This window comes from Actinophytocola gossypii (genome assembly GCF_025165815.1).
Taxonomy (GTDB): Bacteria; Actinomycetota; Actinomycetes; order Mycobacteriales; family Pseudonocardiaceae; genus Actinophytocola; species Actinophytocola gossypii.
Genome location: NZ_JAFFZE010000024.1, coordinates 139,048 through 162,440, shown reverse-complemented (window position 1 = coordinate 162,440; position 23,393 = coordinate 139,048). Strand labels below are relative to the sequence as shown.

23 protein-coding genes and 1 other RNA gene are annotated in these 23,393 nt (G+C 72.2%); 5 read left to right on the top strand and 19 right to left on the bottom strand.

Translation table 11 applies throughout. The features are described from left to right. Positions 1 to 5: 5 nt before the first annotated feature. The 4 genes from secA2 to JT362_RS30270 all read left to right on the top strand — a co-directional run bounded on the left by secA2 (position 6) and on the right by JT362_RS30270 (position 5,903). Positions 6 to 2,336 carry an accessory Sec system translocase SecA2 gene (gene secA2 / locus JT362_RS30285; protein WP_260195247.1) on the top strand — a complete coding sequence of 777 codons (2,331 nt, stop codon included), beginning with the start codon at positions 6 to 8 and terminating at the stop codon, positions 2,334 to 2,336. Positions 2,337 to 2,378: 42 nt separating this feature from the next. Next, positions 2,379 to 4,082 carry an NAD+ synthase gene (locus JT362_RS30280; RefSeq protein ID WP_260195246.1) on the top strand — a complete coding sequence of 568 codons (1,704 nt, stop codon included), beginning with the start codon at positions 2,379 to 2,381 and terminating at the stop codon, positions 4,080 to 4,082. A gap of 196 nt (positions 4,083 to 4,278) precedes the next feature. Continuing rightward, the gene (gene panB / locus JT362_RS30275; RefSeq protein WP_260195245.1) at positions 4,279 to 5,154 is read left to right on the top strand and encodes a 3-methyl-2-oxobutanoate hydroxymethyltransferase; all 876 of its coding nucleotides are present in this window, start codon (positions 4,279 to 4,281) and stop codon (positions 5,152 to 5,154) included. Positions 5,155 to 5,288: 134 nt separating this feature from the next. Beyond that, positions 5,289 to 5,903, top strand: coding sequence for a dihydrofolate reductase family protein (locus JT362_RS30270; protein WP_260195244.1), 615 nt, complete (start codon positions 5,289 to 5,291; stop codon positions 5,901 to 5,903). Here the strand turns inward: JT362_RS30270 and JT362_RS30265 are convergent. Then, positions 5,900 to 6,406, bottom strand: a complete 507-nt coding sequence (locus JT362_RS30265) for an SRPBCC family protein (RefSeq protein WP_260195243.1) — start codon at positions 6,404 to 6,406, stop codon at positions 5,900 to 5,902. The genes JT362_RS30270 and JT362_RS30265 overlap by 4 nt on opposite strands. 78 nt (positions 6,407 to 6,484) lie before the next feature. Then, positions 6,485 to 7,420 carry a glutathione S-transferase family protein gene (locus JT362_RS30260; RefSeq protein ID WP_260195242.1) on the bottom strand — a complete coding sequence of 312 codons (936 nt, stop codon included), beginning with the start codon at positions 7,418 to 7,420 and terminating at the stop codon, positions 6,485 to 6,487. A gap of 25 nt (positions 7,421 to 7,445) precedes the next feature. On the opposite strand from JT362_RS30260, the gene pip reads away from it, so the two are divergent. Continuing rightward, positions 7,446 to 8,399, top strand: coding sequence for a prolyl aminopeptidase (pip, locus tag JT362_RS30255; protein ID WP_260195241.1), 954 nt, complete (start codon positions 7,446 to 7,448; stop codon positions 8,397 to 8,399). A 43-nt stretch (positions 8,400 to 8,442) separates the two neighbouring features. On the opposite strand, the gene JT362_RS30250 is transcribed toward pip, so the two are convergent. From JT362_RS30250 to rnpB, 17 genes are all read right to left on the bottom strand, one after another. Continuing rightward, a complete protein-coding gene (locus tag JT362_RS30250) occupies positions 8,443 to 9,015 on the bottom strand; it encodes a lytic polysaccharide monooxygenase auxiliary activity family 9 protein (RefSeq protein ID WP_260195240.1) in 573 nt (190 codons plus the stop codon). A gap of 107 nt (positions 9,016 to 9,122) precedes the next feature. Beyond that, the gene (locus tag JT362_RS30245) at positions 9,123 to 9,887 is read right to left on the bottom strand and encodes a helical backbone metal receptor (protein ID WP_260195269.1); all 765 of its coding nucleotides are present in this window, start codon (positions 9,885 to 9,887) and stop codon (positions 9,123 to 9,125) included. A gap of 12 nt (positions 9,888 to 9,899) precedes the next feature. Next, positions 9,900 to 10,289: a DUF4326 domain-containing protein gene (locus JT362_RS30240; RefSeq protein WP_260195239.1), complete on the bottom strand. Its 390-nt coding sequence runs from the start codon at positions 10,287 to 10,289 to the stop codon at positions 9,900 to 9,902. A 3-nt stretch (positions 10,290 to 10,292) separates the two neighbouring features. Beyond that, positions 10,293 to 11,153 carry an SDR family NAD(P)-dependent oxidoreductase gene (locus tag JT362_RS30235; RefSeq protein WP_260195238.1) on the bottom strand — a complete coding sequence of 287 codons (861 nt, stop codon included), beginning with the start codon at positions 11,151 to 11,153 and terminating at the stop codon, positions 10,293 to 10,295. 5 nt (positions 11,154 to 11,158) lie between these two features. Then, the gene (gene npdG / locus JT362_RS30230) at positions 11,159 to 11,815 is read right to left on the bottom strand and encodes an NADPH-dependent F420 reductase (protein WP_260195237.1); all 657 of its coding nucleotides are present in this window, start codon (positions 11,813 to 11,815) and stop codon (positions 11,159 to 11,161) included. Further along, positions 11,808 to 13,250, bottom strand: coding sequence for an RNB domain-containing ribonuclease (locus JT362_RS30225; protein WP_260195236.1), 1,443 nt, complete (start codon positions 13,248 to 13,250; stop codon positions 11,808 to 11,810). The genes npdG and JT362_RS30225 overlap by 8 nt, the downstream gene beginning before the upstream one ends. A 29-nt stretch (positions 13,251 to 13,279) precedes the next feature. After that, positions 13,280 to 13,474, bottom strand: coding sequence for a hypothetical protein (locus JT362_RS30220; protein ID WP_260195235.1), 195 nt, complete (start codon positions 13,472 to 13,474; stop codon positions 13,280 to 13,282). A gap of 14 nt (positions 13,475 to 13,488) precedes the next feature. Then, positions 13,489 to 13,956, bottom strand: coding sequence for a hypothetical protein (locus JT362_RS30215; protein ID WP_260195268.1), 468 nt, complete (start codon positions 13,954 to 13,956; stop codon positions 13,489 to 13,491). A gap of 22 nt (positions 13,957 to 13,978) precedes the next feature. After that, entirely contained in the window at positions 13,979 to 14,986 is a 1,008-nt protein-coding gene (locus JT362_RS30210) for a C40 family peptidase (protein WP_260195234.1), read from the bottom strand. Then, positions 14,986 to 15,612: a hypothetical protein gene (locus tag JT362_RS30205; protein WP_260195233.1), complete on the bottom strand. Its 627-nt coding sequence runs from the start codon at positions 15,610 to 15,612 to the stop codon at positions 14,986 to 14,988. Before JT362_RS30205 ends, JT362_RS30210 begins: the two co-directional genes overlap by 1 nt. 1 nt (position 15,613) lies before the next feature. Next, the gene (locus tag JT362_RS30200) at positions 15,614 to 17,728 is read right to left on the bottom strand and encodes a magnesium transporter (protein WP_260195232.1); all 2,115 of its coding nucleotides are present in this window, start codon (positions 17,726 to 17,728) and stop codon (positions 15,614 to 15,616) included. After that, positions 17,725 to 20,619: an ATP-binding protein gene (locus JT362_RS30195; protein ID WP_260195267.1), complete on the bottom strand. Its 2,895-nt coding sequence runs from the start codon at positions 20,617 to 20,619 to the stop codon at positions 17,725 to 17,727. The genes JT362_RS30200 and JT362_RS30195 overlap by 4 nt, the downstream gene beginning before the upstream one ends. 211 nt (positions 20,620 to 20,830) lie before the next feature. Then, the gene (locus JT362_RS30190; protein ID WP_260195231.1) at positions 20,831 to 21,316 is read right to left on the bottom strand and encodes a hypothetical protein; all 486 of its coding nucleotides are present in this window, start codon (positions 21,314 to 21,316) and stop codon (positions 20,831 to 20,833) included. 21 nt (positions 21,317 to 21,337) lie between these two features. After that, positions 21,338 to 21,604, bottom strand: coding sequence for a hypothetical protein (locus tag JT362_RS30185; protein WP_260195230.1), 267 nt, complete (start codon positions 21,602 to 21,604; stop codon positions 21,338 to 21,340). 484 nt (positions 21,605 to 22,088) lie between these two features. Further along, the gene (locus tag JT362_RS30180; protein ID WP_260195229.1) at positions 22,089 to 22,541 is read right to left on the bottom strand and encodes an SRPBCC family protein; all 453 of its coding nucleotides are present in this window, start codon (positions 22,539 to 22,541) and stop codon (positions 22,089 to 22,091) included. Beyond that, positions 22,538 to 22,906 carry an ArsR/SmtB family transcription factor gene (locus JT362_RS30175; protein ID WP_260195228.1) on the bottom strand — a complete coding sequence of 123 codons (369 nt, stop codon included), beginning with the start codon at positions 22,904 to 22,906 and terminating at the stop codon, positions 22,538 to 22,540. Before JT362_RS30175 ends, JT362_RS30180 begins: the two co-directional genes overlap by 4 nt. An 86-nt stretch (positions 22,907 to 22,992) precedes the next feature. Beyond that, an RNA gene (gene rnpB / locus JT362_RS30170) (RNase P RNA component class A) lies at positions 22,993 to 23,371 on the bottom strand. Positions 23,372 to 23,393: the final 22 nt, after the last annotated feature.

The window sequence follows — 23,393 nt, the reverse complement described above, 5'->3', positions numbered from 1 at the left end:
CGTTCATGCGACGCGTCAAGGACCGGTTCGGCCGGCTCCTGGATCGTCCGGCCACCGTCGACCTCTCCCGGTACCAGGAGCTGCTGAAAAGCATCGACTGGCGCGAGGCGAAGCTCGAGAAGCTGTCCGACGAGGAGCTGACCGAGACCGCGACGAAGCTCCGCGAGCGGGACTTCGACGAGAAGACGATGGCCGAGCTGTGCGGCGTCGGCCGGGAGGCGGCGCGGCGGGCGCTCGACGAGCGGCCCTACGACGTGCAGCTGCTCGGCGTGATGCAGCTGCTGGCCGGCAACATCGTGCAGATGGCCACCGGTGAGGGCAAGACGCTCGCCGGCGCGTTGGCCGCGGCCGGGTACGCCATCCAGGGCAAGCCGGTGCACGTGATGTCGGTCAACGACTACCTGGCCCGGCGCGACGCGGAGTGGATGGGCCCGGTGTACGCGCTGCTCGGCGTGTCGGTCGGCTGGGTGTCGCAGACCTCCACGCCGGAGGAGCGGCGGGAGGCCTACGCCAAGGACGTCACGTACGGCTCGGTCAGCGAGATCGGCTTCGACCTGCTGCGCGACCGGCTCGCCACCGACGTCGCCGAGATGGTGGGCCGCGAGCCGGGCGTGGTGCTGGTCGACGAGGCCGACTCGGTGCTGATCGACGAGGCGAAGGTGCCGCTGGTGCTGGCCGGCTCGTCGGCGGAGGCGGAGACCGACCCGGAGGTCGCGAAGATCGTCCGGACGCTGCGGCCCGGCGCGCACTACCAGCGCGACGAGGACGGCCGGAACGCCTGGCTGACCGGCCGGGGCGCGAAGGTCGTGGAGCGCGCGCTCGGCGACGTCGACCTGTACTCCGGCGAGCACAGCGACCGGCTGGCCGCGGTGAACGCCGCGCTGCACGCGCACGCGCTGCTGGAGCGGGACGTCGACTACATCGTGCGTGACGGCAAGGTGCACCTGATCAACAGCTCCCGCGGCCGGATCGCGCTGCGGCAGCGGTGGCCGGACGGGCTGCAGGCGGCGGTCGAGGCGAAGGAGCGGCTGCGGCCGACCGAGAGCGGCGAGGTGCTGGACTCGATCAGCGTGCAGGGCCTGATCGGCCGGTACCCGACGGTGTGTGGGATGACCGGTACCGCGGTGGCGGTGGCCGAGCAGCTGCGCGAGTTCTACCAGCTGCGGGTGGCGGTGATCCCGCCGAACACCCCGTGCGTGCGCGAGGACGAGCCGGACCGGCTGTACGACACGGTGGAGGCCAAGGAGGAGGCGATCGTCGCCGAGATCGCCTCGGTCCACGAGACCGGGCGCCCGATCCTGATCGGCACCCGGGACGTCGCCGAGTCCGAGCGGCTGGCCAAGATGCTCGCCGACGCGGACGTGACGTGCGTGGTGCTGAACGCGAAGAACGACGCCGAGGAGGCCGCGATCGTGGCCGAGGCGGGCGCGTACGACGCGGTGACGGTGTCCACGCAGATGGCCGGCCGGGGCACCGACATCCGGCTGGGCGGCCGGGACGGCGCCGATCACGACAAGGTCGCCGAGTTGGGCGGGCTGCTGGTCATCGGCACCGGCCGGTACCAGTCGTCGCGGCTGGACGACCAGCTGCGGGGCCGCGCCGGCCGGCAGGGCGATCCCGGCGGTTCGGTGATGTTCGCCTCACTCGCCGACGACCAGGTGGTGCAGTACGCGCCGGACGCGACCGCGGGCGCCGAGCCCGACGACGACGGCAGGCTCGAGGACCCCACGACGCAGCGGTTCGTCGACCACGCGCAGAAGGTGTCCGAGGGGGTGCAGCTGGAGATCCACCGGAACACCTGGCGGTACACCCGGCTGATCGAGCACCAGCGCAAGGTGTTGCTGGAGCACCGCGACGAGCTGCTGACCACGGACCTGGCGGTGACCGAGCTGGCCGCGCTGTGCCCGGAGCGGTGGGAGGAGCTGACCGAGGAGCACTCCGAGGAGACGCTCCAGCTGGCCGCGCGGCAGATCATGCTGTACCACCTCGACGAGCGGTGGACCGAGCACCTGGCGTTCCTGGCGGACGTGCGGGAGACGATCCACCTGCGGGCGCTGGCCAAGGAGACCCCGATCGACGAGTTCCACCGCACGGCGATCCCGGTGTTCAAGCAGATCCCGGACGAGATCGGCGAGCGCGCGGCGGAGACCCTCAAGAAGGTGGAGGTCACCGAGGAGGGTGCCGCGCTGGAGCGGGTCGGGCTGCGGCGGCCGTCGGCGACGTGGACGTACATGGTCCACGACAACCCGTTCGAAACCGACGCGGAGCAGGCGCTGCAACGGGTCCGGGCGATGATCAAGAAGGTGAAGGGCGGCTCGCGCCGGGCCGCGACCTGACCCTTTTTCGCCTCGGGAGCGAAAACGTGTGAGGATGGCGCCATGCCGCAGCTACGCATTGCCATGGCGCAGGTCAACGCGACGGTGGGTGACCTGGACGGGAACGCCCGCGTGGTCCTGGAGCGGACCCGGGAGGCGCACGAGGCCGGCGCGCACGTCGTCGTCTTCCCCGAGATGGTGCTCACCGGGTACCCGGTGGAGGACCTCGCGCTGCGGGAGTCCTTCGCCGCCGGCTCGACCCGGGCGCTGGACGCCCTGGCGGCCAGGCTCACCGAGGCCGGGTGCGGGGACGTCGCCGCCGTGGTCGGCTACCTCGACCGGGACGGGGTCGGCCCGCGCAACGCCGTCGCCGTGCTGCACGGCGGGGCGGTCGTCGCGACGCAGTTCAAGCACCACCTGCCCAACTACGGCGTGTTCGACGAGCGCCGGTACTTCTGGCCGGGGCAGAGCCTGGACGTGCTGCGCGTCCACGGGCTCGAGGTCGGCATGGTGGTCTGCGAGGACATCTGGCAGGAGGGCGGCCCGGTCTCCGCGCTCGGCGCGGCCGGGGTCGACCTGGTCGTGGTGCCCAACTCCTCGCCGTACGAGCAGGACAAGGACGACCTGCGGCTGCCGCTGGTGCGCCGCCGGGCCGAGGAGGCCGGCGCTCCCCTGGTCTACGTGAACATGGTCGGCGGGCAGGACGACCTGGTGTTCGACGGGGACTCGATGGTCGTCGCCGCGGACGGGACGCTGCTGGCCAGGGCGCCGAGGTTCGTCGAGCATCTGACCGTGCTCGACCTCGACCTGCCAGGGGGTGCCGCTACCACGGCCGGTGAGGTCGACGGGTTCCAGCTCACCCGGCGGGTCCTGCACCAGGAGCCGCTGCCGGCCTACGAACCCGCCCCTCCCCCGCCGGTCGCCGAGCCGTTGGACGAGCTGGCCGAGGTGTGGGCCGCGCTGGTGCTCGGGCTGCGGGACTACACCGCCAAGAACGGCTTCCGGACGGTCGTGCTCGGCCTGTCCGGCGGGATCGACTCGGCGGTGTGCGCGGCGCTGGCCGTGGACGCGGTGGGTGCCGAGAACGTGCACGGGGTGTCGATGCCGTCGGTGTACTCGTCGGACCACTCCCGCTCGGACGCGCACGCGCTGGCCGAGCGGACCGGGCTGCACTACCAGGTCCAGCCGATCGCCGACATGGTGGCGGTGTTCACCGGGCAGCTCGGGCTCACCGGGCTGGCCGAGGAGAACGTGCAGGCCAGGTGCCGGGGCGTGACCCTGATGGGGCTGTCCAACCAGCACGGGCACCTGGTGCTGGCCACCGGCAACAAGACCGAGCTGGCGGTCGGCTACTCCACGATCTACGGCGACGCGGTCGGTGGTTTCGCTCCGCTCAAGGACGTGCCGAAGACGCTGGTCTGGGAGCTGGCGCGGTGGCGCAACCGGCAGGATGACGAGCCGATCCCGGCGAACTCGATCGACAAGCCGCCGTCGGCGGAGCTGCGGCCGGGGCAGGTGGACACCGACTCGCTGCCCGACTACGCGGTGCTCGACCGGGTGCTGGACGACTACGTGGAGGGCGACCGGGGCTACGACGACCTGCTCGCGGCCGGGTTCGCGCCGGAGTTGGTCGACCGGGTGCTGCGGATGGTCGACCGCGCCGAGTACAAGCGCCGCCAGTACCCGCCGGGCACCAAGATCACCTTCCGCGCGTTCGGTCGCGACCGCCGCCTGCCCATCACCAATGCCTGGCGCGAGGGGACGTGATGCCCTGAACGACCCTTTCGGGACGCTCGACGTCCCAAGCGAGTCGTTCAGGCACTTGACCGCGGCTCGCGGCGGCGTGTGAAGCTCATCGCAGCTCGATGTCGGCCGGCGCGGTTGGTGCGACGCTGGGGTGGTAAGCCATCCAGGAACACCCGGGGACCCGCGCACGCGGGCCTCGAGGGAAGGACGGTCGACGATGACGTCAGCAACCCCTGGCGGCGGCGAGCTCGCCGCGCCGTACGGGACCGGGGCCGGGTCGGACAAGGCCAAGCCGGCCAAGCGGGTCCGCATCCACCACCTGCGGGAGCTCAAGGAACGCGGCGAGCCGTGGCCCATGCTCACCGCGTACGACATGTACACCGCCGAGCTGTTCGACGAGGCCGGGATCCCGGTCCTGCTGGTCGGCGACTCCGCGTCGAACAACGTCTACGGCTACGAGTCGTCCCTGCCGGTCACGGTCGACGAGCTGGTGCCGCTGGTGCGAGCCGTCACCCGGTCGGTGAAGCGGTCACTCGTGGTCGCGGACCTGCCGTTCGGGTCCTACCAGCTCTCGCCGGAGCAGGCGCTGGCCACGTCCGTGCGGATGATGAAGGAGGGCCGGGCGCACGCGGTCAAGCTCGAGGGCGGGCGGGCGTTCGCGCCACACGTCCAGGCGATCACCCAGGCGGGTGTCCCGGTGATGGGCCACATCGGGTTCACGCCGCAGAGCGAGCACAACCTCGGCGGGTACCGGGTGCAGGGCCGCGGCGACGCCGGTGACGAGCTGGTCGAGGACGCGCTCGCGCTGCAGGAGGCCGGGGCGTTCTCGGTGGTGATGGAGATGGTGCCGGCCGAGGCGGCCAAGCGGGTCACCCACGAGCTGGCGATCCCGACCATCGGCATCGGCGCCGGCCCGGACTGCGACGCGCAGGTGCTGGTGTGGCAGGACATGATGGGCCTGCGGCGGGGCAAGGGGCCGCGGTTCGTCAAGCGGTACGCCGACCTCGCCGGGGTCATGTCGGGTGCGGTGGAGCAGTTCGCGGCGGAGGTCCGCGGGCGGCAGTTCCCCGCGCCGGAGCACGTCTTCCACTGATTTCGCACCGAGCTGTCGAGCACGTCGGCGGTCGCCTCCTGGCGGCCGCCGATTTTTTTCTCCGGGGGTGTCGATCGGTACGCGGTCGGTTCGACGCGTCAGCGAGAACCGAAACGAACTCCTCGGAGGACACCATGAGCACGATCGTCGTCAGTACCTTCCTCACCCTCGATGGCGTCATGCAGGCGCCCGGCGGCCCGGACGAGGACCAGTCCGACGGCTTCCCCCACGGCGGCTGGCAGGCCCCGCACTTCGACGAGGCCGCGGGCGAGATCGTCGGCGCGTGGTACGCGACCTCCACCGGGATGCTGCTGGGCCGTCGCACGTACGAGATCTTCGCCGGGTACTGGCCGACCGTCGGGGACGACAGCCCGGAAGCGGCGATGGCCAAGGTGCTGAACGAGATGCCGAAGTACGTGGCCTCCCGCACCCTGTCCAGCGTCGACTGGCAGAACTCGCACCTGCTCGGCGACGACGTGCCGGCCGCGGTGGCGAAGCTGCGCGCGGAGCCGGGCGGCGAGCTGCACGTGGTGGGCAGCGCCGAGTTCGCCCAGACCCTGATCCGCCACGACCTGGTCGACGAGTACCGGCTGATGGTGTTCCCGCTGGTGCTCGGCACCGGCAAGCGCCTCTTCGGCGACGGCACCGTGCCGGGGAACCTCGCTCTCGTCGAGTCCCGCACGACGCCGGCCGGGGCGGTCGCGTCCGTGTACCGCCGCGCCGGCGAGGTGCGCTACGGCTCGTTCTAGCGGCCCTCGATGTGGGCCTTCAGCCGGGCCAGGGTGGTGGCGATGTTGGTGGTGTTGGTCCCGGCGCGGTCCGGCTCGCCGGTGATGAGGATCGCGATCGGGACGAACCAGCGCGGGGCGCGCAGCCAGTTCCGCACGGCCAGCCGGCAGCCGGCGCCCTCCGGCGTGATCTCGTACTCCCACCGGGAGATCGGCACGACGAACCGCACCCGGTAGGCGAACAGGCGGCCCGGCTCCGCGGCGGTCACCGTCGCGTACGTGACCCAGCGGTGCCACCCGTTGCGGTTGCTGCCGAGGAACCGGTTGCCGACGCCGGCCTCGGTGGCGCCGCGCAGCCAGCGCGCCCGGTAGAACTCCTCGGCGAACGCGGCCATCGCGACCGGATCGCTCACCAGCCCGTACACCGCCTCCGGGGAGGCGTCGACGGTCACCTCGCCCTCGGCGAAGGGTCGCGCGTAGGCCTCCGCGTACGCCTGCTTGTCCGGCATCCTGATCAGCGTCACCGCGCACCTCCCAGTGGTCCCGCACCGACCACACCAGCGCGGGACGAACCGGTCAACAGCCGTTCAGGCGAAGGTCAGTTACGCGCGACCGTGGGGTTCGTGCCAGCCGGACAGGTCCGGGCCCTTCGGCACGATCAGCGTCGGGTTGATGGCGTCGTGGGTGGCGTAGTAGTGCCGCTTGATGTGGTCGAAGTCCACCGTCTCGCCGAAGCCCGGGGTTTGGAACAGGTCGCGTGCGTAGGCCCACAGCACCGGCAGCTCGGTCAGCTTGTTCCGGTTGCACTTGAAGTGGCCGTGGTAGACGGCGTCGAACCGGACCAGCGTGGTGAACAGCCGGATGTCGGCCTCGGTGATCGTGTCGCCGACCAGGTAGCGCTGGTGCGCCAGCCGCTCGGAGAGCCGGTCGAGCTCGGCGAACAGCGCGTCGTAGGCCTCCTCGTAGGCCTCCTGGGAGCCGGCGAACCCGCAGCGGTACACGCCGTTGTTGACGTTGCGGAAGATCGGTTCGCTGACCGCGTCGATCTCGGCGCGCAGGTGCTCGGGGTACAGGTCGGGTGCGCCGGGGGCGTGGAACTCGCGCCACTCGGTGGACAGGTCGAGGGTGATCCTCGGGTAGTCGTTGGTGACGACTTTGCCGGACTCGACGTCCACGATCGACGGCACGGTGTAGCGCCCGGAGAAGTCCTGGTCGGTGCGCAGGTACGCCTCGGACAGGTACTCGATGCCGAGTACCGGGTCGCGGCCGCCCTCGTCGAGGGTGAAGCGCCAGCCCTTCTCGTCGCGGATCGGGTCGACCACGGCGAGCGAGATCGCGTCGGTGAGCCCGAGCAGCCGCCGGACGATGATCGAGCGGTGCGCCCACGGGCAGGCCAGGCTCACCACGAGCCGGTAGCGGCCGGGTTCGGCGCGCCAGCCGGACGAGCCGTCCGCGGTGATCCGGTCGGTGAACCGGTTGGTCTGCCGGACGAACTCGCCCCGGTTCGAGGTTTCCTTGCCGAACTGCGTGGTCGCCATGGCTCCAGCGTAGAGAATGCTCGGCGTGCGCAACCTGTATCCGCCGGTCGAACCGCACGACCAGGGCATGCTCGACGTCGGTGACGGGCACCGGGTGTACTGGGAGGTGTCCGGCAACCCGGCCGGGAAGCCGGTGGTGTTCCTGCACGGCGGCCCCGGCGGGGGCACGGCGCCGCTGCACCGGCGGATGTTCGACCCGGCCGCGTACCGGATCGTGCTGGTCGACCAGCGCGGGTCCGGGCGCAGTACCCCGTCGGTGGTGGTCGCCGGGGACGAGGCGCTGGTGGCCAACACGACCTGGCACCTGGTGTCGGACCTGGAGCGGCTGCGGGAGCTGCTGGGGATCGAGCGGTGGCAGCTGTTCGGCGGTTCGTGGGGCGCGACGCTGGCGATGGCGTACGCGCAGACGCACCCCGAACGGGTGACCGAGATCGTGCTGCGCGGGGTGTTCCTGCTGCGGGCCGCGGAGCTGGACTGGATGTACCGGGGCGGGGCGGGGCACCTGTTCCCGGAGGCGTGGGCGGAGTTCAGCGCGCTGGTGCCGGACGGGGAGGATCCGCTCGCCGCGTACCACCGGCAGCTGGGCGATCGGTCGGCGGTGGTGTCGGCGCGGGCGGCGGCCGCGTGGAGCCTGTGGGAGGGGGCGGCGGTGTCGCTGGTGCCGAACCGGGCGGCGTCGGCGATCTACGCGGATCCGGCGTTCGCGGTGGCGTTCGCGCGGATCGCGTTGCACTACTTCACCCACCACGGGTGGCTGGCGGAGGACCAGCTGCTGCGGGACGCGGGAAAGCTGGCCGGGATCCCGGGGCGGATCGTGCAGGGGCGGTACGACGCGGTGTGCCCGCCGGTGACGGCGTGGGAGCTGCACCGGGCGTGGCCGGGGTCGGAGCTGCGCGTACTGCCCCAGGCCGGGCACTCGGTCGCCGACCCGGGCGTGCTGGAGGCGCTGATCGAGGCCACGGACGAGTTCCGACCATGAAGGTGACCTCCGGACGTGTCTCGGAGGTCACCTTCGGCAGAGGTCAGAACTCCACGTCGGCGCACTGGTAGAAGGCGTTGCCGGTGTCGGCGATGTCCCAGACGGACAGGATCAGGTGCCGGCCGGACTTGTTCGGCAGGGTGCCGCTGTGCGAGACGTCCGCCGGCGGCTGCTGGTTCTGGCCGTCGACGTACAGGAACGGCTCCGGCTCGAGCGCGGCCCTGGTCAGCGGCTGGCCGGGGTCCCACCCGTCCCGGGTGACGAAGTAGCGGAACGACGTCGTGACGTGCCGTGCGGTGAGGTGCCAGCGGAAGGTGAAGTCCTGGCCGCCGCTGACGTCGGTCGCCGGCCAGGCGCCGCCGCGCGGGTCGTCCAGCTCGGCGAACCGGGTGTTCCCGCCGGCGCAGATCGAGCCGTCGGCCGGGCCGGCCTCCGGGAAGCCCTTCGGGCCCTCGACGCTGTGCGGCTCCCACTGGATCGCGCCGCAGTCCTGCGCGCTGCCCTGGTTGCAGTGGTAGGCGCGGCTGGCCGGGCTGTTGGTGTAGCCGTGGGCCGACGCGCTACCGGTCGTCACCAGGGTCATCGGGATCACGGCGAGTGCCGCGATCGTGAGCATTCGTGTGATTCGTTTCCCCGACATGGTTACTCCTGTCGCTCAGGTGGTCACCAGAGGTCATTGTGCGACAGGGATCCGAACTGGTCTAGACCTCCGAAAGTATTGGTCTAATCCACCAGGGCGTCGGTGAGCGCGGCGTGCGCCTCGACCAGGGACGGCCCGCACCAGGTCAGATAGCGTCCGACGACGAGCGCGCAGCGGGCGCCGGGAAACGCCTCCGGGCCGTCGGTGGCGGTGAACTCGTACGGCTCGTCCGGCAGCACGACGAGATCCGCCTCGCCGTCGTCGAGCCTGGCGCGCAGGGCGTCCAGCTTCGGGCGCGGGTACCGGTCCCGGTCGCCGGCGTAGGCGTTGGCGACGCCGAGGCGGCGGAGCACGTCCCCGGCGAAGGTGTCCCGGCCGACGACCACCCACGGCCGCCGCCAGACCGGCACGATCGCGGTCGCGCGCACGGGCGGGACGTCCCGCCAGACGTCCTCGGCCTCGACGAGCCACTGGGGTTCGGCGATGGACAGGCCCTGGGTGAGCAGACGGCGGACCGAGCCGAGCCCCTCGGGGACGGTGGCCGCGGCCGTGGTCACCCACACGGGGATCCCGTCGGCGCGGAGCCGTTCCACGTCCTCCGGCCGGTTCTCCTCGGCGTTGGCGACGACGAGGTCCGGCCGCAGCGTCAGCACGTCGTCCACGCGCGGGTACTTCGAGCCACCGACCCGGGTGACGTCGAGCGACGGCGGGTGCGTGCAGTAGTCGGTAGCGCCGACGAGCAGACCGGGCCGGCTGGTCTCGATCGCGTCGGTGAGGGACGGAACCAGGCTCACCACCCGCTCCGGCGACGCGGCGACGGGAACGGGCTCCCCCAGGTCGTCGACGATCACGTGTCCAGGCTAGGCCAGTTCGGCCAGGACGTCCGCGTGGCAGGGTTCCGGGGCGCACCAGCAGCCGAGCGCGCGCCCGGCCAGCTCGGGGACGCGGTCGAGCAGGGCCGGGCGGGCGGCGAGCCAGTCCCGGTAGCGGCGAACCATCTCCTGGCGGTCGGCGCGCATGCCGACGAACGGGTTGGCGAAGTCGGACTCCGGCCAGGCGTGCCGAGGGCCGGCATGACCGACGTAGGTGAGCAGACCCGCCTCGACCAGCCACGGCACGAGCCGCCGGTGCGGACCGCCCTTGCGCACGTTGACCACGACGGTCCGCCCGGCAAGGACGTCGACGGCCAGTGCGCGCTCGGCCTCGGACCAGCGGTGCGCGCCGGGTGGCAGGGCCGTGGGTTCGGTCACCGGTCAGCCCTCGTCGCGCGGCGGGGGGTCGACCGTCGCGCGCGTCGGCCTGTCGAGGACGGCGAGCAGCTGGTCGTCGAACACCTCGGCGATGTCCTCGACGTCCCAGCCGTCGTTGCGCAGGACGGGGTCCTTGGCCGACAGCTGCCGCACGATGTGGATCTTGTTGGCGGTGAAGCGGATCAGCTGGCCGGTCACGGCCGAGGAGAGGTCGCTGAGCAGGTACGTCACGATCGGCGCGATCCGCTCGGGGGTTTCGTCGGCGGGCGCCGCCGACTTCGTGTCGGTCAGCGCCATTCGCGTGTGCGCCAACGGGAACAGCCCGTTCACCCGCACGCCGTGCTCGCCCAGTTCCCACGCCCACGCCACGGTCGTCGAGGACACCGCGCCCTTGGACGCGGAATAGGTCGCCGCGGTGGGCTGGCCGACCGTCGCCAGTGAGGCCATGTTCACGATCGACCCCGTGCCCCGGTCACGCATGGCCCTGGCGGCGGCGGACCCGCAGTACAGCGCGCCCAGAACGTTGACCTCGATCAACGCGCGCATCCGGTCCGGGGTGTCCTCCCACACCGGGGCCTGGTAGCGCACGCCGGCGTTGTTGACCAGACCGTCGATCCGGCCGAACGCGGCCAGGCAGCGCTCGACGGCCGCGTGCGCCTGGTCGGGATCGGCGACCGAACCGACGCTGGTCACCGCCCGACCACCGGAGTCCTCGATCAGCGAGACCACCTCGTCGGCGGGCTCCCCGTCGACGTCGTTCACGACCACCGCGGCGCCGTGCGCGGCGGCGTGCAGCGCGGACGCCCGGCCGAGACCGCGACCGGCACCGGTGACGACCACGGCCTTGCCGTCGAGAACACCCATGACGGCTAGATGTCGGTGACCCGGATGCCGGCGTGCGCCTTGTACCGCCGGTTGATCGCGATCAGGTTCGCGGTGAGGGCCTCGACCTGGTGGGAGTTGCGCAGCCGGCCGCCGTACACGCCGCGCATGCCGGGGATCGCGTCGGCGAGGGCCCGGACCTGGTCGGTCGCCTCGCGGTCGTCGCCGAGGACGAGGACGTCGGTGGTCATCTCGGCGATGGTCTGGTCGGCCAGGTGGACGGCGGAGACGTGGTGGAACGCCGCGGTCACCCGGGAGTCGGGGAGCAGCTTCTCCGCCTGCTGGGCGGCACTCCCCTCCTCGACCGGGAGCGCGTAGGGGCCCTGCTTGTCGAAGCCGAGCGGGTTCACGCAGTCGATGACGATCTTGCCGGCGAGCGGCTCGCGCAGGGACGTGAGCAGGTCGCCGTGGCCCTCCCACGGAACGGCGACCAGGACGATGTCGGCCTTCGCGGCGCAGTCGGCGTTCGCCAGGCCGCGGACCGACGACACCCCGGCCTCGGTGCGCAGCTCCGCCGCCGCCGACTCGGCGCGCTCGGCACTGCGCGAGCCGATGATCACCTCGATGCCGGCCTTCGCCCAGCGCAGGGCCAGGCCCCGGCCCTGCGGTCCGGTTCCGCCGAGCACACCCACGACGTCACTCACGAAACGAAGCCTCCTTCACCCGTTCGAAGGTCACCTTGCGTGCCTTCGCGTCCGCCCGCACCAACCGCACCCGAACGGTCCCGCCTTCCGGGAGGTCGTCAGGGAGGTCGCCAACCGGGTCCTCGTTGGCGCACTTCGCGATCACCGGCGGGTCCGGCACGAACACCTCCGCCGACGCACCCTCCGCACGAAGCACCACCGCGTCGAACTCCTGCCCGACCCGCTCCGCGAGGACCCACGCCTCCACCTGGTCCAGGCACGCCCGCTCGACCCGCCCGGCCAGCGCGTCCGAGGCCGCCATCACGCCCGGCAGCTCCGGCAACGCCTCCCGCACCCACGCCGGCACCGGCTCGTCCGCGCACAGCGCCAGGCACACCTCGGTGCCGTACCGGTCCACCAGCCGCCGCAGCGGCGCGGTCACGTGCGCGTACTCCGCCGCCAGGCCCGCGTGCGTCGACAACTCCGGCTCGGCGCCGTCGAACGCCGTGTACGCCGCGCCGCGCAGCAGCCTGGTCGCGTCCATGAACAGCGCGAGCGCCTCCGGCCGCGACGGGTCCAGCCCGCTGAGCAGCTCCGCCACGTCCACCGACCTCGGCCACTCGATCCCCAGCGAGTGGGCCGAGCGCCGCAGCCACCGCACCGCGCCGTCCTGGGCGGCCGGCAGCGTCCGCAGCACGCCGACCCCGGCGGAGAGCATCATCGACGCGGCCGCCATGCCGGTCAGCAGCGAGACCTCCGCGTTCCAGGCGTCCACCTCGGACCGCGGGCGCAGCGTCAGCCGCCAGCCGCCCCGGCCGTCCGGCTCGACCTCCTGGTCCGGCAGCGCCAGCTCCACCGCGCCGCGGGCCACCGCGTGCTCCCGGCGCAGCCGCCCGAGCGCGGGCAGCGCCGCCAGCGACGGGTGCACCGTGCCGCCGTCGACCATGGCCCGCACGGTCTCGTAGTCCAGGCGTTCCCGCGACCGCACCAGCGCGCGCCGCACGTGCGCCGACGTCAGCTCGCCGTCGGCCGAGCAGCGCAGGGTCCACAGCGCGGCCGGGCGCACCTGGTCGGGCAGCAGGCTCGCGGCGCCCTCGGAGAGCACGGTCGGGTGCAGCGGCACGTTCCCGTCCGGCAGGTACAGCGTCTGGCCGCGCCGGCGGACCTCCCGGTCCAGCGCGCCACCGGGCGGCACGAACGCGCCGAGATCGGCGATCGCGTAGTGCACCACGAACTCGTCACCGGAACGGGTGACGAGCATCGCCTGGTCGAGGTCCTTCGCGCCCGGTGGGTCGACGGTCACCAGCGGCAGGTCGGTCGCGTCGACGCGGTCCCCCAGCGGGCCGGCGGCGACCGCGCGGGCGGCCTCGTCCAGCACGGACTCCGGGAAGCGCACCGGCAGCTCGAACTCGGCGCGGATCCCGCCGAAGTCCGGTCCGGCCGCTCGGGACACCACGCCAGCACCCTATCCCGGCGCGCCGGGCGTCAGTCGTCGTTCCACTCCCGCTCGGCCTTGTCCCACGCCGCGCTGCGCTCGCGGGCGATCTCCAGCGCCCGCGACGCGGTCTCCCGGTCCGGGTACGGGCCGAGGCGGTCGGCGGCCCGGCAGACCTCGCCGTGCTCGACCGTGCCGTGCTTGGTGCAGTAGTACCAACCAGGGTCCGGGTTGCTGTCGGCCATGGCTCGAGCCTAGGTCAGGACCAGCGTTGCTGCGTGGGGAAACCGCGCGGCGGGGTGTCCTGGTTGGCGTTGCGGTGCTGCGACGGGATCGGGTCCAGGCAGGACACCAGCACCTCGGTGTGCTCCGGGTCGGCGATCCGCCTGCCGTTCCGCTCCCGGTACACCAGCTCCCCGTCCGCGTCGATCTCCACCAGGTAGCCGACCTCGGCCAGCTGGTCCTCGTCGAGGTTCACCAGCCGTTCGCGGCGGGACGGGACGACCCGGTACTCCGGCCAGTTCAGGTGCGCGTAGGCCTGGTGGAACTCCGCCAGGATCTGCGTCATCGCCTGCTGCCAGGGCAGCGGCATGGCCTCCACCAGCGACCTCGGCAGCACCACGTACCCGTCCGGCACGCCGGGGTGCGGCGTGGACAGGTAGTCGCGCACCGGCGCGCTGGACGCGGGCCGCCCGAGGTGCGGCTGGATCGGCTCCGGCGTGTACATGGTCACAACAGCCCCCTCAGCTCTATACGCCCGGCCGCACGGCCTGGGCGACCAGTCCCGACTCGTCCCAGCTCACCTCGCGGATGTGCACCGGAACCCCGGTCTGCTGCGCCTCGACCATCTTCCCGTCGCCGAGGTACATCGCCACGTGGTGGATCGTGTTCACCGGGTTGCTCGTGTCGTAGGCCCAGAACAGCAGGTCACCCGGTTGGGCCTGCTCCACCGGGAGCATCGCGCCCGCCTGGTACTGCTGGCGGGACACCCTCGGCAGCGTGATGCCGGCCTCCCGGTAGGCCTGCAGCATCAGGCTGGAACAGTCGAAGGAGTTCTGGTGCGTGGTCAGCGCGCCCCACTGGTACGGCTTGCCCTGCTGGGCCAGCGCGAACCGCATCGCCTCGCCCGCGGCCTCGGTCGGCGGCGGGAGCAGCGCCCCGGTGCCCTGCCCGCAGCCGGTCGGGTCGGCGACCAGGCCGACGTTGCCGATCAGGTGGGCGGCCATCGGCTCCCACTCGTGGTACCGGTCGGGGAACGCGGAGCGCTCGACGTCCTGCGCGGACTCGCCGGGGCGCTGCTGCTCCCAGTTCGGCACCTCCTCCAGCACGTCGTAGAACTTGTTGATCGCGTACGTCGGGTCGATCACCTGCTCGGGCGTGCCCCAGCCCATCGACGGGCGCATCTGGAAGATGCCGAGCGAGTCCCGGTCCCCGTAGTCCAGCGGGCGCAGGCCCGACTCGGTCATGCCGGCCTGGATCGCGACCTGCCACGCGCGCGGCGGCAGGTTCCGCTCCTTGCCGATCTGGATGATCTGGGCGACGATCCCGCGCTGGTCCTCGGTCAGGTTCGCCGCGTCCGCCGCGCCGCTGCCGGCCGGGCCGCTGGTGACCGGGCCGAGGGAGGCGTTGCAGGACAGGTTCGCCCGCCGCGCCTGGTCCTGCTCGGCGTCCTCGCGGACCACGGTGGTCACCGCGGTCACGCCGAACACCGTCACCGCGGCCATCACCACCGCTCCCACCGCCAGCGCCGCCTTCATCAGGCGACCTGCTCGTAGAAGGCCACCCGCCAGCCCTGCGGGGTGTCGATCACGGTGATCGCGAGCGTGCCGCCGTCGGTGGGCAGGTTGACCGTGACCGAGCTGGTGTACGAGTCGGTCGGCTCCGGTTCCCCGGTCACCTCGCTGGCCGGCACGTTCCTCGGGTCGACGGTCTCCATCTCGACCATGTACTCCTCGGTGGTCAGCGGGCGGAGCCCGTCGAGCCACTCCTCGGCGCTCACGCCCTCGTGGTCGACCCACGCCTCACCCCATCGGGTGGCCACCTCCAGCGCCGCCGGCTCGGCCGGCGCCGACGTCGGCCGCTGCGGGGGCGAGGTGATCCTGGTCGGCAGCTCGGTGGTCGCGCTTCCGCCACCGCCGGGCAGGGACTGCTCGTCGGTGGTGCCAGGACCCGAACCGGACGGGCTGGTCGACTGGCCGGTGGACCCGGCCGCGCCGGTTCCCCCGGCGCCGGAGCCGACGACCTGCGGGACGATCACGCTGATCGCGATGACCAGCACGGCCACCACGACGAGCACGACGACGAGGTGGGTGGGCGAGCGCATCGGCCAGCCCCACAGCTTGCGGTACACGGCGGCCCGGCCGCGGTTGGTGCGGATCGGCATGTCACCTCACCACCGAGTCGGTCTCCCGCGGCCCGTCCCGCAGCGGCATCTGGCGGGGCACCCGGCGTGGCGCCGGCTCGCGCACCTCCAGTCCACGGGACGGCCGGTACACCACGTGCACCGGGCGGCCGGCGACCATCTCCACGTCCGCCGGTCGGGGGGTCGGCCTCGGTGCGACCGGGGGCGCGGGCTCCTCGTAGCGACCGGACGCCTCACCCCGGCGACCCGGGACCTGGGACGGCACCAGGACAGCGTCCTCGCCGTGTTCCCAGCCCCGGTCCCAGCCTCGGTCGGCCACCGGCACGGTGTCGGCCACCCGGCTCGCCGCCCGGCCCGGCAGCATCCCGGCTGGGCCGTTGCGGCCGGGCGGGCCGGTGCCGATCAGCGCCTGGTCGGGGTCGAGGCCGTCGCGGGCGGCCGGCAGGGCGAGCCCGCCGGCGGCCAGGGCCGGCCGCCGGGTGTCCATGCGCTCGGCGGTGGCCTGCACCGGGCCGGTCGCCTCCGGGCGCGGGCGGCGCATCCGGCCGCCGGTGGTGGCGACCGTGTCGCCGGCCAGTTCGTCGTCGCGCAGCTGGTCCCAGAACTCGTCCTGCGGGCCGCGTTCGGCCGCCTGGCCCTTGCGCCTGCGGAACCGGGAGAACAGCCCGCCGGGGGTGGGCACCGAGGCACCGACCGCGCCGACGGACAGCTCGACCATCTGCCACATGCGCTTCATCGGCCGGCCGACCAGCAGGAACACCAGGGTGACGATGCCGGCCAGCAGCATCTGGGTGAGCATCGACAGGTTGACGTCCGGGCTGAAGATCATCTGCAGGAACTTGAAGTGGATGCCGGCCAGCACGGCCAGGATCAGCACGTTCAGCACCACCGCGGCGACCGCCCGGCCGACCTTGCGCAGGATGTCGTGGTGGATCAGCGCCACCAGGCCGATCACCGGCGCGGCCAGGGTGAAGATCCGCAGCAGCAGCTGGGCGAGCAGCACCGCGAGCTTGGCCATGAACTGGAAGAACGAGTACACCAGCGACTGGAAGAAGGCGAGGAACCCGGAGCCGGTGCGGCTGCCCTCGGCGCCGGTGAAGTAGCCCTGCGCCGAGCCTAGCTCGTTGTAGATCCGCTGGTACTCGGCGCGTTTGGCGGCTTCCTGCTCGTCGCTGTCGTCCCGGCCGGCGACCAGGTCGTCGCGGGTCCACGCCTGCGCCTCGAGCAGCGGGCGGCCGTGCTCCAGCGCCGCCGGGTCGTCCGGCTTGCCGAACTCGCCGCGCAGCCAGTTCTCGTAGACGACCCTGGTGTGCAGCTCGTTGGGCAGCACGTGCTGCTGCACGTCGTCGCGGTTCGGGTCCTCGAACCCGGCCTGGATGCCGGTGGTGGTGTCCACGATCAGCCGGTCGACCGCGTCGTAGTTGCTGACCAGCACCAGGGTGGACGCGGCGAGCCACATGCCGCCGAGGGCGAACAGCGCGCGTCTGGACACGGTGGCGAAGTCGCCGCGCCAGATCTGGCGGAACATCAGCACCGCCAGGATGATCATGAAGAGGCTGAACAGCTGCATGTAGACGTTGTCGAACACCGCGTTCGCGGCGTCGGAGATCTGCTGGTTCAGCCCGCCGAGCACGCCACCCTCGTGCAGCGTGTAGTGCAGCGAGTTGGTGGCGGCGACGATGTTCTTGCCGAGGTTGAACAGCTGGTTGCCGGCCCAGGTGTCGATCGTGGTGCTCGGGTTGGTGACCGACAGCGCCTGCTGGCAGTTCGGGTCGTAGACGTGCCAGATCATGCCCGCGTAGCCGTAGTCGCGGTACGGGCTGTTCGGGTACTCCTCGTTGGTGTAGGGCACCGGGTTCTCCGGCTCCCCGCGCAGGCCGTTGCCCTGCGGCGGGTCGATCGCGCCGGCCATGCCGGTACCCGGACGCTCCGCGGACGGCGCGCAGCTGGCGTCGGTCTCCGGCTGCGCCATCGCCGGCGAGCCGAGCAGCGTGCTCCCACCGAGGACGGCGGCCACCACGACCAGCGACGCGAACTTCCCGGACCGGGCGGTGGAACTCGTGGAACTCCTGGAACGACTCCGCCACCGCCGCGCGATGATCAGCACGGCGGTCATCACCACCAGGAAAGTGATCATGCGGCGTCGACCCGCCCCCGTTTGCCCGCCTGTGCCTTCCCGCCGTCCGGACTGGTGCCGCCGCCGGAGCCGTTGCCGCGCTGGTCGACCGCGGGCTTCCGGTCCGCGGCGCCGTTGCGGCCCGGTTCGACGTGGTCGGCCGGCACGTCCTCGTCGGTGAGGCCAAGCTCGAAGTCCGCCGCGAGCTCGAACTCGTCGTGCTCGCCCAGCTCGGGGTTCAGGCCGGACTCGTCGTCCACGCCGCCGTCGCGCGGTGGACCGCCGTCGTCGTCCGGGTCGGGCAGCTCGGGGGCGTGCTGGTCGGCCGGGAGCACGGCGCCGGGGGTGCTGTCGCGCAGCGCGTCCGGCGTGGTGTCCATGGCCGCGCGCAGGTGCTCCAGGTGCGGGCCGGACAGGTCGATCCGGATCCGCTCAACGCCGCCCGCGCCGTCGCCGAAGATGAACTGGCGCGGCGAGGTGTCCCGCTGCGGCTCGCGGTGCGCGCCCGGCCGGCGGCCGAGGCTCGCGATGACCTGCTCGTAGCCGGCGCCGACCGGCACCTTGAGCAGCCGCAGCGCGTCGGCCTGCGCCTGCTCGTCGTCGAGGCGGCCGACGAACACCGAGTCGAGCAGGCTGACGAAGCCCTGGATGCGCAGGAAGTCCGCCGGGATCTGCGAGGACAGCATGACCCGGACGTTCCACTTCCGGGAGTCGCGGGCGAACCGGTTCATCAGCACCCGGCCGGTCGGCACCTCGGACAGGAAGAACGCCTCGTCGATCCAGACGCCCTTGCGCAGATCCTTGGGCCGCTCGTAGATGGAGCGCTGGGTGAGCCACGCGGCGAGGTTCAGCATCTCCACGCCGAGCGCCTCGGCGTCGGTCCAGTGCTCGCGACCGACGCCGTCCTTGGGCAGGGTCAGGCCGGCCATGGTGAGCACGGTGAGCCGGTCGTCGCGGGCGTCGGTGTACGGGTCGGCGTCCTGTTCCGGGATGAGCAGCTGCATCCGCTCGCGCATCTCGTCGAGGAAGTCGGCGACCACGACGGCGTGCTCGTGGTGCTCGGAGGCGTCGCGGCGCAGCGCCTCGAACACCAGGCTGGGGTCGGCGTCCTGCCGACCGCCGACCATCCGGACCGCGCGCAGCAGCACGATCCTGGTCTGCGGCATCCGAGCCACGTCGTAGGGCAGCAGGCCGGTGAGCACGTCGAGCACGAGCCGGCGGCGGGTGGCGGCCGCGAGGGCCTTCTCCCGGCGCCAGGCCCGCTCCGGGTCCTCCTCGTCGTGGAAGTGCTCGAACTGCGGCTCGGCCACCACCCGGTACGGGTTGAGGATGCCCGGGTCGGCGTTGAGCAGGTTGATCGGCCGGGCGTAGGGCCGCAGCTCGGGCAGGTCGCAGAGCCGGGACAGCGGGCCGGACGGGTCGAGCAGCGTCCAGTGCGCGCCGGAGCGGAGCGTCTTGTAGACGATGCCGCCGCCGAGGAACGACTTGCCGCCACCCAGTCCGGCGACCATGGCCGTCAGGCCGGAGCCGTCGCGGATCTCCTGGGCCATCCACGGGTCCCAGGCCACGGGGCGGCGGGTCGCGGTGCAGGTCTCGCCGAGCAGGATGCCGCGCCGGTCACCGACCTCGGCGGTGGCGGTCGGCACCGAGGCGGCGGCCCAGACCACCGAGCCTCGGCGCATGTAGGCGCCGGAGGACAGCGGCTCGCCGGGGATGAACTCCCTGGCCAGGGCGTACTGCGCCTCCGGGTGCTCGATGGCGACCTTCGGCTTGTACAGCTCCAGCAGCTGCTGGGCCAGGCGCAGCGCGTCCCGCTCGGTGGGGCCGGACACCGCGAGCCGCCACCAGGAGCGGACCCGGGTGGCGAGCGCGGTGAAGCCCGACGTCATCTCGTCGTCGATCTCCAGCACCCTCGACGCCTGGCGGGCCAGCGACTGCGGCGGCTCCAGCTCGTGCTCGTCGGTGTAGTGCCGGACCTGGGAGCGGACCTTGTTCATCTGCCTGGCCAGCTCGCCCTGGACCTCCTCGGGGCGGCGCACGTAGATCCGCGCGGACCACTCGACGGAGGCGGCGAGCCGGTCGGAGTGCTGCACCCAGGGGTCGTCGATCTCGGGGATCTGCAGGCCGTGCATCTGGCCGACGGTGAGCACCGCGAGGTGCCGGGTCATGCCGGCGTTGGAGCCGGTGCGGCCGCGGACGGTGACCGTCGGCGAGTAGGGCTCCTGGTGGAAGTCGGCGGCGTCGGTGAACGACGCCAGGTCCTCCGGCTCCCACGCCGCGCCCGGCACGGCCGGCAGGTTGCGCGGCGCGGGCAGGCCGAGCGAGCACGACCGGTGCATCAGCCAGGACATCTCCTCGGCGGTGACCGGTCGACCCTCCAGCCCGGCGGAGCCGATCACCTGGTCGAGGTGCTCGACCTCGGAGTCGATGGCCAGCAGCTCGGCGTCGACGGCGGTCGGGAAGACCTTGCGCAGCAGCGGGGCCGCGCGTTCCACCGCCCGGTCGACCATGTTGCGGGTCTGCACCTGGACGCCGAGGTAGACCTCCTTCTCGGCCATCGACCGGCCGAGGAGCTGCTGCTGCTCGCCGATCAGGTAGTCGTCGAAGCTCAGCGCGCCCTGGGCGTCCGGGAGCCGGTTGACCGCGTTGTGCACGTGCGCCTCGGCCCACATCCGGATCGGGTACGGCCGGGTGGTGACCCGCAGGTGCAGCCAGCGGCCGGCGAGCTCGGCGTACTGCCCGGCGATCGCGGCGACCAGGTCCTGCCGCTGGGAGTCCGAGCGGAACGACCAGCGCTGCGGCGCGAGCCGGTACCAGGCGAACACGTCGTGCCCGTTGCGCAGCAGGTGGCCGTCGATGCTCCTGGCCGCGATGGACGGGGTGTAGGTGGGAATGGACTGCTCCCCCGGCAGCCGTCGGTTGCGCTTGCCGTTCCGGCCGGGGGCGACCGCCGGCCGGTACTGGGCCGGGTAGGCGGTGTCCCGCTTGCCGGACCGGACCGGGGGCGGCGGGTCGGCCGGCGTCGGCGCGGGGGCCGCGTGCCGGCCGTGCGGGCGCGGCTGGGGCCGGGGCAGCCCACCCGGGGGCGTTCCGACCACCGGGTACCCGGGCGCGGCCGACTGCTCAGGCGCGGGCTTGCGTCGGCGTCCGAACACCGCCACCCCTCCTGTTCCTGGCCGGGCGCTTGCTGCTGTGCTTGTGTTGACGGCTCGTGGACCGTTTCGGTTGTCGACCTTGCTTCGGTCTCGGCCGTGGCCGCTCGCCGCGCACCCGGACACGCGTGGCGCTGGCGGCGCCACCGGAGCCGGTGGTGACCTCGCGGGGTGCGGTCAGCTCCCGCACCCACATGGCGGCGGCCGCGCCGAGTGGCCGCTCGTGGCTGATCTTCGAGGTGATCAGCCGGGTGATCAGGATCGTGACCACGATGCCCCAGGCGATCGACCAGAACAGCGAGATGCCGATCCGCCGCTCGACGGTGAGCACGACCAGGAAGACGACGGCGCCGACGCCCCATGCCACGTAGCGGGCGCGCCACGGCATGGTGGCGCGGGGCGGACCGAGCCAGACCGCATCGACGCGGTACACCTCGTCGTCAGTACGAATGCGCACGCGATGTCCTCTACGGGTCGCTCAGCCGGTGAACAGGCCGGCTATCCACTTGCCGATGTTCTCCCCGGCGTTCGTGGTCACCGCCAACCCGATGATCGCCAGGGCGACGACGACTCCGCCGAGTCGGCGCATGACACCGGCGTTGTCCCCCTTGCCGCCGCCGAGCCAGAGCAGCAGCAGGGCGACCACCAGCAGCAGCAGCGGGATCAGGTTGTCGAGGATCCAAGTCCGGAGACCTCCGGTGCCCAGGCCCTCTTGGGCGAGCTCAAGGGTGGTCCTGGCGATCATGTCTTTCTCCCAAGTGCTCGGGGTGTTCGCGGCAGGCGCCCCGGGCGGCCGTTCTGCTGTCCGTCGGTCTGGTCGTCAGTGTGCGGTCGTTCGGCAACGAGTAGAGCACGTTTGGTATCACGATGTGTAGTGGTGGCCTGGCGCAGCGTCGATCGACATTCGCTCTCCTTCACGCCCTCCGGTACGCCGAGGCGTGTCGTATCTGACCACACCCATCATCAGGGGAACAGGCCCGGTTATGCGTCACGACCACCCGACTTGTCCAGGACGCATCGACAGGTTCACCCGGTTGCGGGGCAAGTCCTCACAGTAGGTACGGGACGTCACCGGTCAACCTGCCTTCGAACTCATGTCCGATAACCCGTTCGGTCGAAGCCGTGACGGACGCCACTGAGACTACGAGTTTCGAAACCTCTGCTCCACCTGGCCGTGCCCCTGCGCCGATCGACGCAGGGGCACAGGGCCGAGCGGGTGTCTCAGAACGTCACGACCCTTCGTCGATGTCCCGCAGGTGTGCGGCGAGGGCGTCGAGGACCGAGGCGAGCCCGGCGGCCGCCTGGGACGTGCGGAGCCCGGGAGGGAGCAGGCGCTGGTGGACCGTGAGGTCCGCGCCCTCGCCGGCCGGATGCACGCTGACCGTGGTGCGGAGGCCGGTGGCCGGCTCGTCGAACACCAGCTCGCGCGGGGCGGCGATGCTCACGTAGACGAACGCGAGCCGGTGGGTGGCGCCGTCCGCCGCGACGGTGTCGAGGGCGAACCCGCCGCCGGGGCGCAGGTCGACGGTGACCGAACCGGGGCGCACGATGGCGTGCGAACCGCCCCAGAAGGCCGCGATGCTCGCCGGGGTGGTGAAGGCGGCCCAGACCCGGTCCGGGCTCGCCGCGAGGCGGCGTCGGGCGATCAGTTCGTCGTCGATGAGCTGTGCGGTGGCGGTCAACGGTTCTCTCCTTCGGTGTGATCTTCGGTGTGATCGTCGGCGAGGTGTCGGTCGAGGACGTCGAGCCGGTCGTTCCAGGTGCGTCGCTGGTCGTCGATCCACGTGCCGAGCGCGGTCAGCTGGTCCACCCTCAGCCGACAGGGACGCCGGGCTCCCTCGCGGCGCTGCTCGACCAGCCCGCACCGGCGCAGGACGCTGATGTGGTGGGAGATGGCCTGTGGGGTCAGGTCGAACGGGGCGGCCAGCTCGCCCACGGTGGCGTCACCCTGGGCGAGACGGGTCACCAACGCGCGACGGACGCGGTCCCCGAGGGCGGCGAAGGCCGAGTCGAGCTCCGGCGTGGGCGCCACGGATGAGTCGGTCATGAGCCCACCCTATCGCAAACATATATTTGCGCAAATACTTGTTTGCGAATGAGGTCCCGCCGGACGGCGAAGGTCGCTTCCAGGGGCGGACGAGTCGGCGTGTAAGCCGGATCCTGTACCGGCGCGTGCGCCGGTGGCGGCCATCCATCTGGGCCCGCCGTCGCCGGCGGGCTCTAGCGGTCTACCCGCAGACTCGGACGGGCCGCCCTCGAACGCCTGCGCAGGAGCCTCTCGACTCCCTCTTGACCTTGCTCCGGGTGGGGTTTACCGAGCCACCCCGGTCACCCGGGGTGCTGGTGGTCTCTTACACCACCGTTTCACCCTTACCTGGCGTGACCGCCAGGCGGTCTGCTTTCTGTGGCACTGTCCCGCGGGTCGCCCCGGGTTGCCGTTAGCAACCACCCTGCCCTGCGGAGTCCGGACTTTCCTCGACGGGTTCTCCGCCGCGACCGCCCTGCCGACTCGTCCGCGACTCCAGGATAGCCGC

What these genes read in the sequence shown, in the direction of transcription:
- JT362_RS30200 (WP_260195232.1), bottom strand. Translation starts at nt 17,728, where the DNA reads ATGATCACTTTCCTGGTGGTGATGACCGCCGTGCTGATCATCGCGCGG.
- JT362_RS30210 (WP_260195234.1), bottom strand. Translation starts at nt 14,986, where the DNA reads ATGAAGGCGGCGCTGGCGGTGGGAGCGGTGGTGATGGCCGCGGTGACG.
- JT362_RS30215 (WP_260195268.1), bottom strand. Translation starts at nt 13,956, where the DNA reads ATGTACACGCCGGAGCCGATCCAGCCGCACCTCGGGCGGCCCGCGTCC.
- JT362_RS30270 (WP_260195244.1), top strand. Translation starts at nt 5,289, where the DNA reads ATGAGCACGATCGTCGTCAGTACCTTCCTCACCCTCGATGGCGTCATG.
- secA2 (WP_260195247.1), top strand. Translation starts at nt 6, where the DNA reads ATGCGACGCGTCAAGGACCGGTTCGGCCGGCTCCTGGATCGTCCGGCC.
- JT362_RS30260 (WP_260195242.1), bottom strand. Translation starts at nt 7,420, where the DNA reads ATGGCGACCACGCAGTTCGGCAAGGAAACCTCGAACCGGGGCGAGTTC.
- JT362_RS30205 (WP_260195233.1), bottom strand. Translation starts at nt 15,612, where the DNA reads ATGCCGATCCGCACCAACCGCGGCCGGGCCGCCGTGTACCGCAAGCTG.
- JT362_RS30175 (WP_260195228.1), bottom strand. Translation starts at nt 22,906, where the DNA reads ATGACCGACTCATCCGTGGCGCCCACGCCGGAGCTCGACTCGGCCTTC.
- JT362_RS30250 (WP_260195240.1), bottom strand. Translation starts at nt 9,015, where the DNA reads ATGCTCACGATCGCGGCACTCGCCGTGATCCCGATGACCCTGGTGACG.
- JT362_RS30280 (WP_260195246.1), top strand. Translation starts at nt 2,379, where the DNA reads ATGCCGCAGCTACGCATTGCCATGGCGCAGGTCAACGCGACGGTGGGT.
- JT362_RS30185 (WP_260195230.1), bottom strand. Translation starts at nt 21,604, where the DNA reads ATGATCGCCAGGACCACCCTTGAGCTCGCCCAAGAGGGCCTGGGCACC.
- panB (WP_260195245.1), top strand. Translation starts at nt 4,279, where the DNA reads ATGACGTCAGCAACCCCTGGCGGCGGCGAGCTCGCCGCGCCGTACGGG.
- JT362_RS30235 (WP_260195238.1), bottom strand. Translation starts at nt 11,153, where the DNA reads ATGGGTGTTCTCGACGGCAAGGCCGTGGTCGTCACCGGTGCCGGTCGC.
- JT362_RS30220 (WP_260195235.1), bottom strand. Translation starts at nt 13,474, where the DNA reads ATGGCCGACAGCAACCCGGACCCTGGTTGGTACTACTGCACCAAGCAC.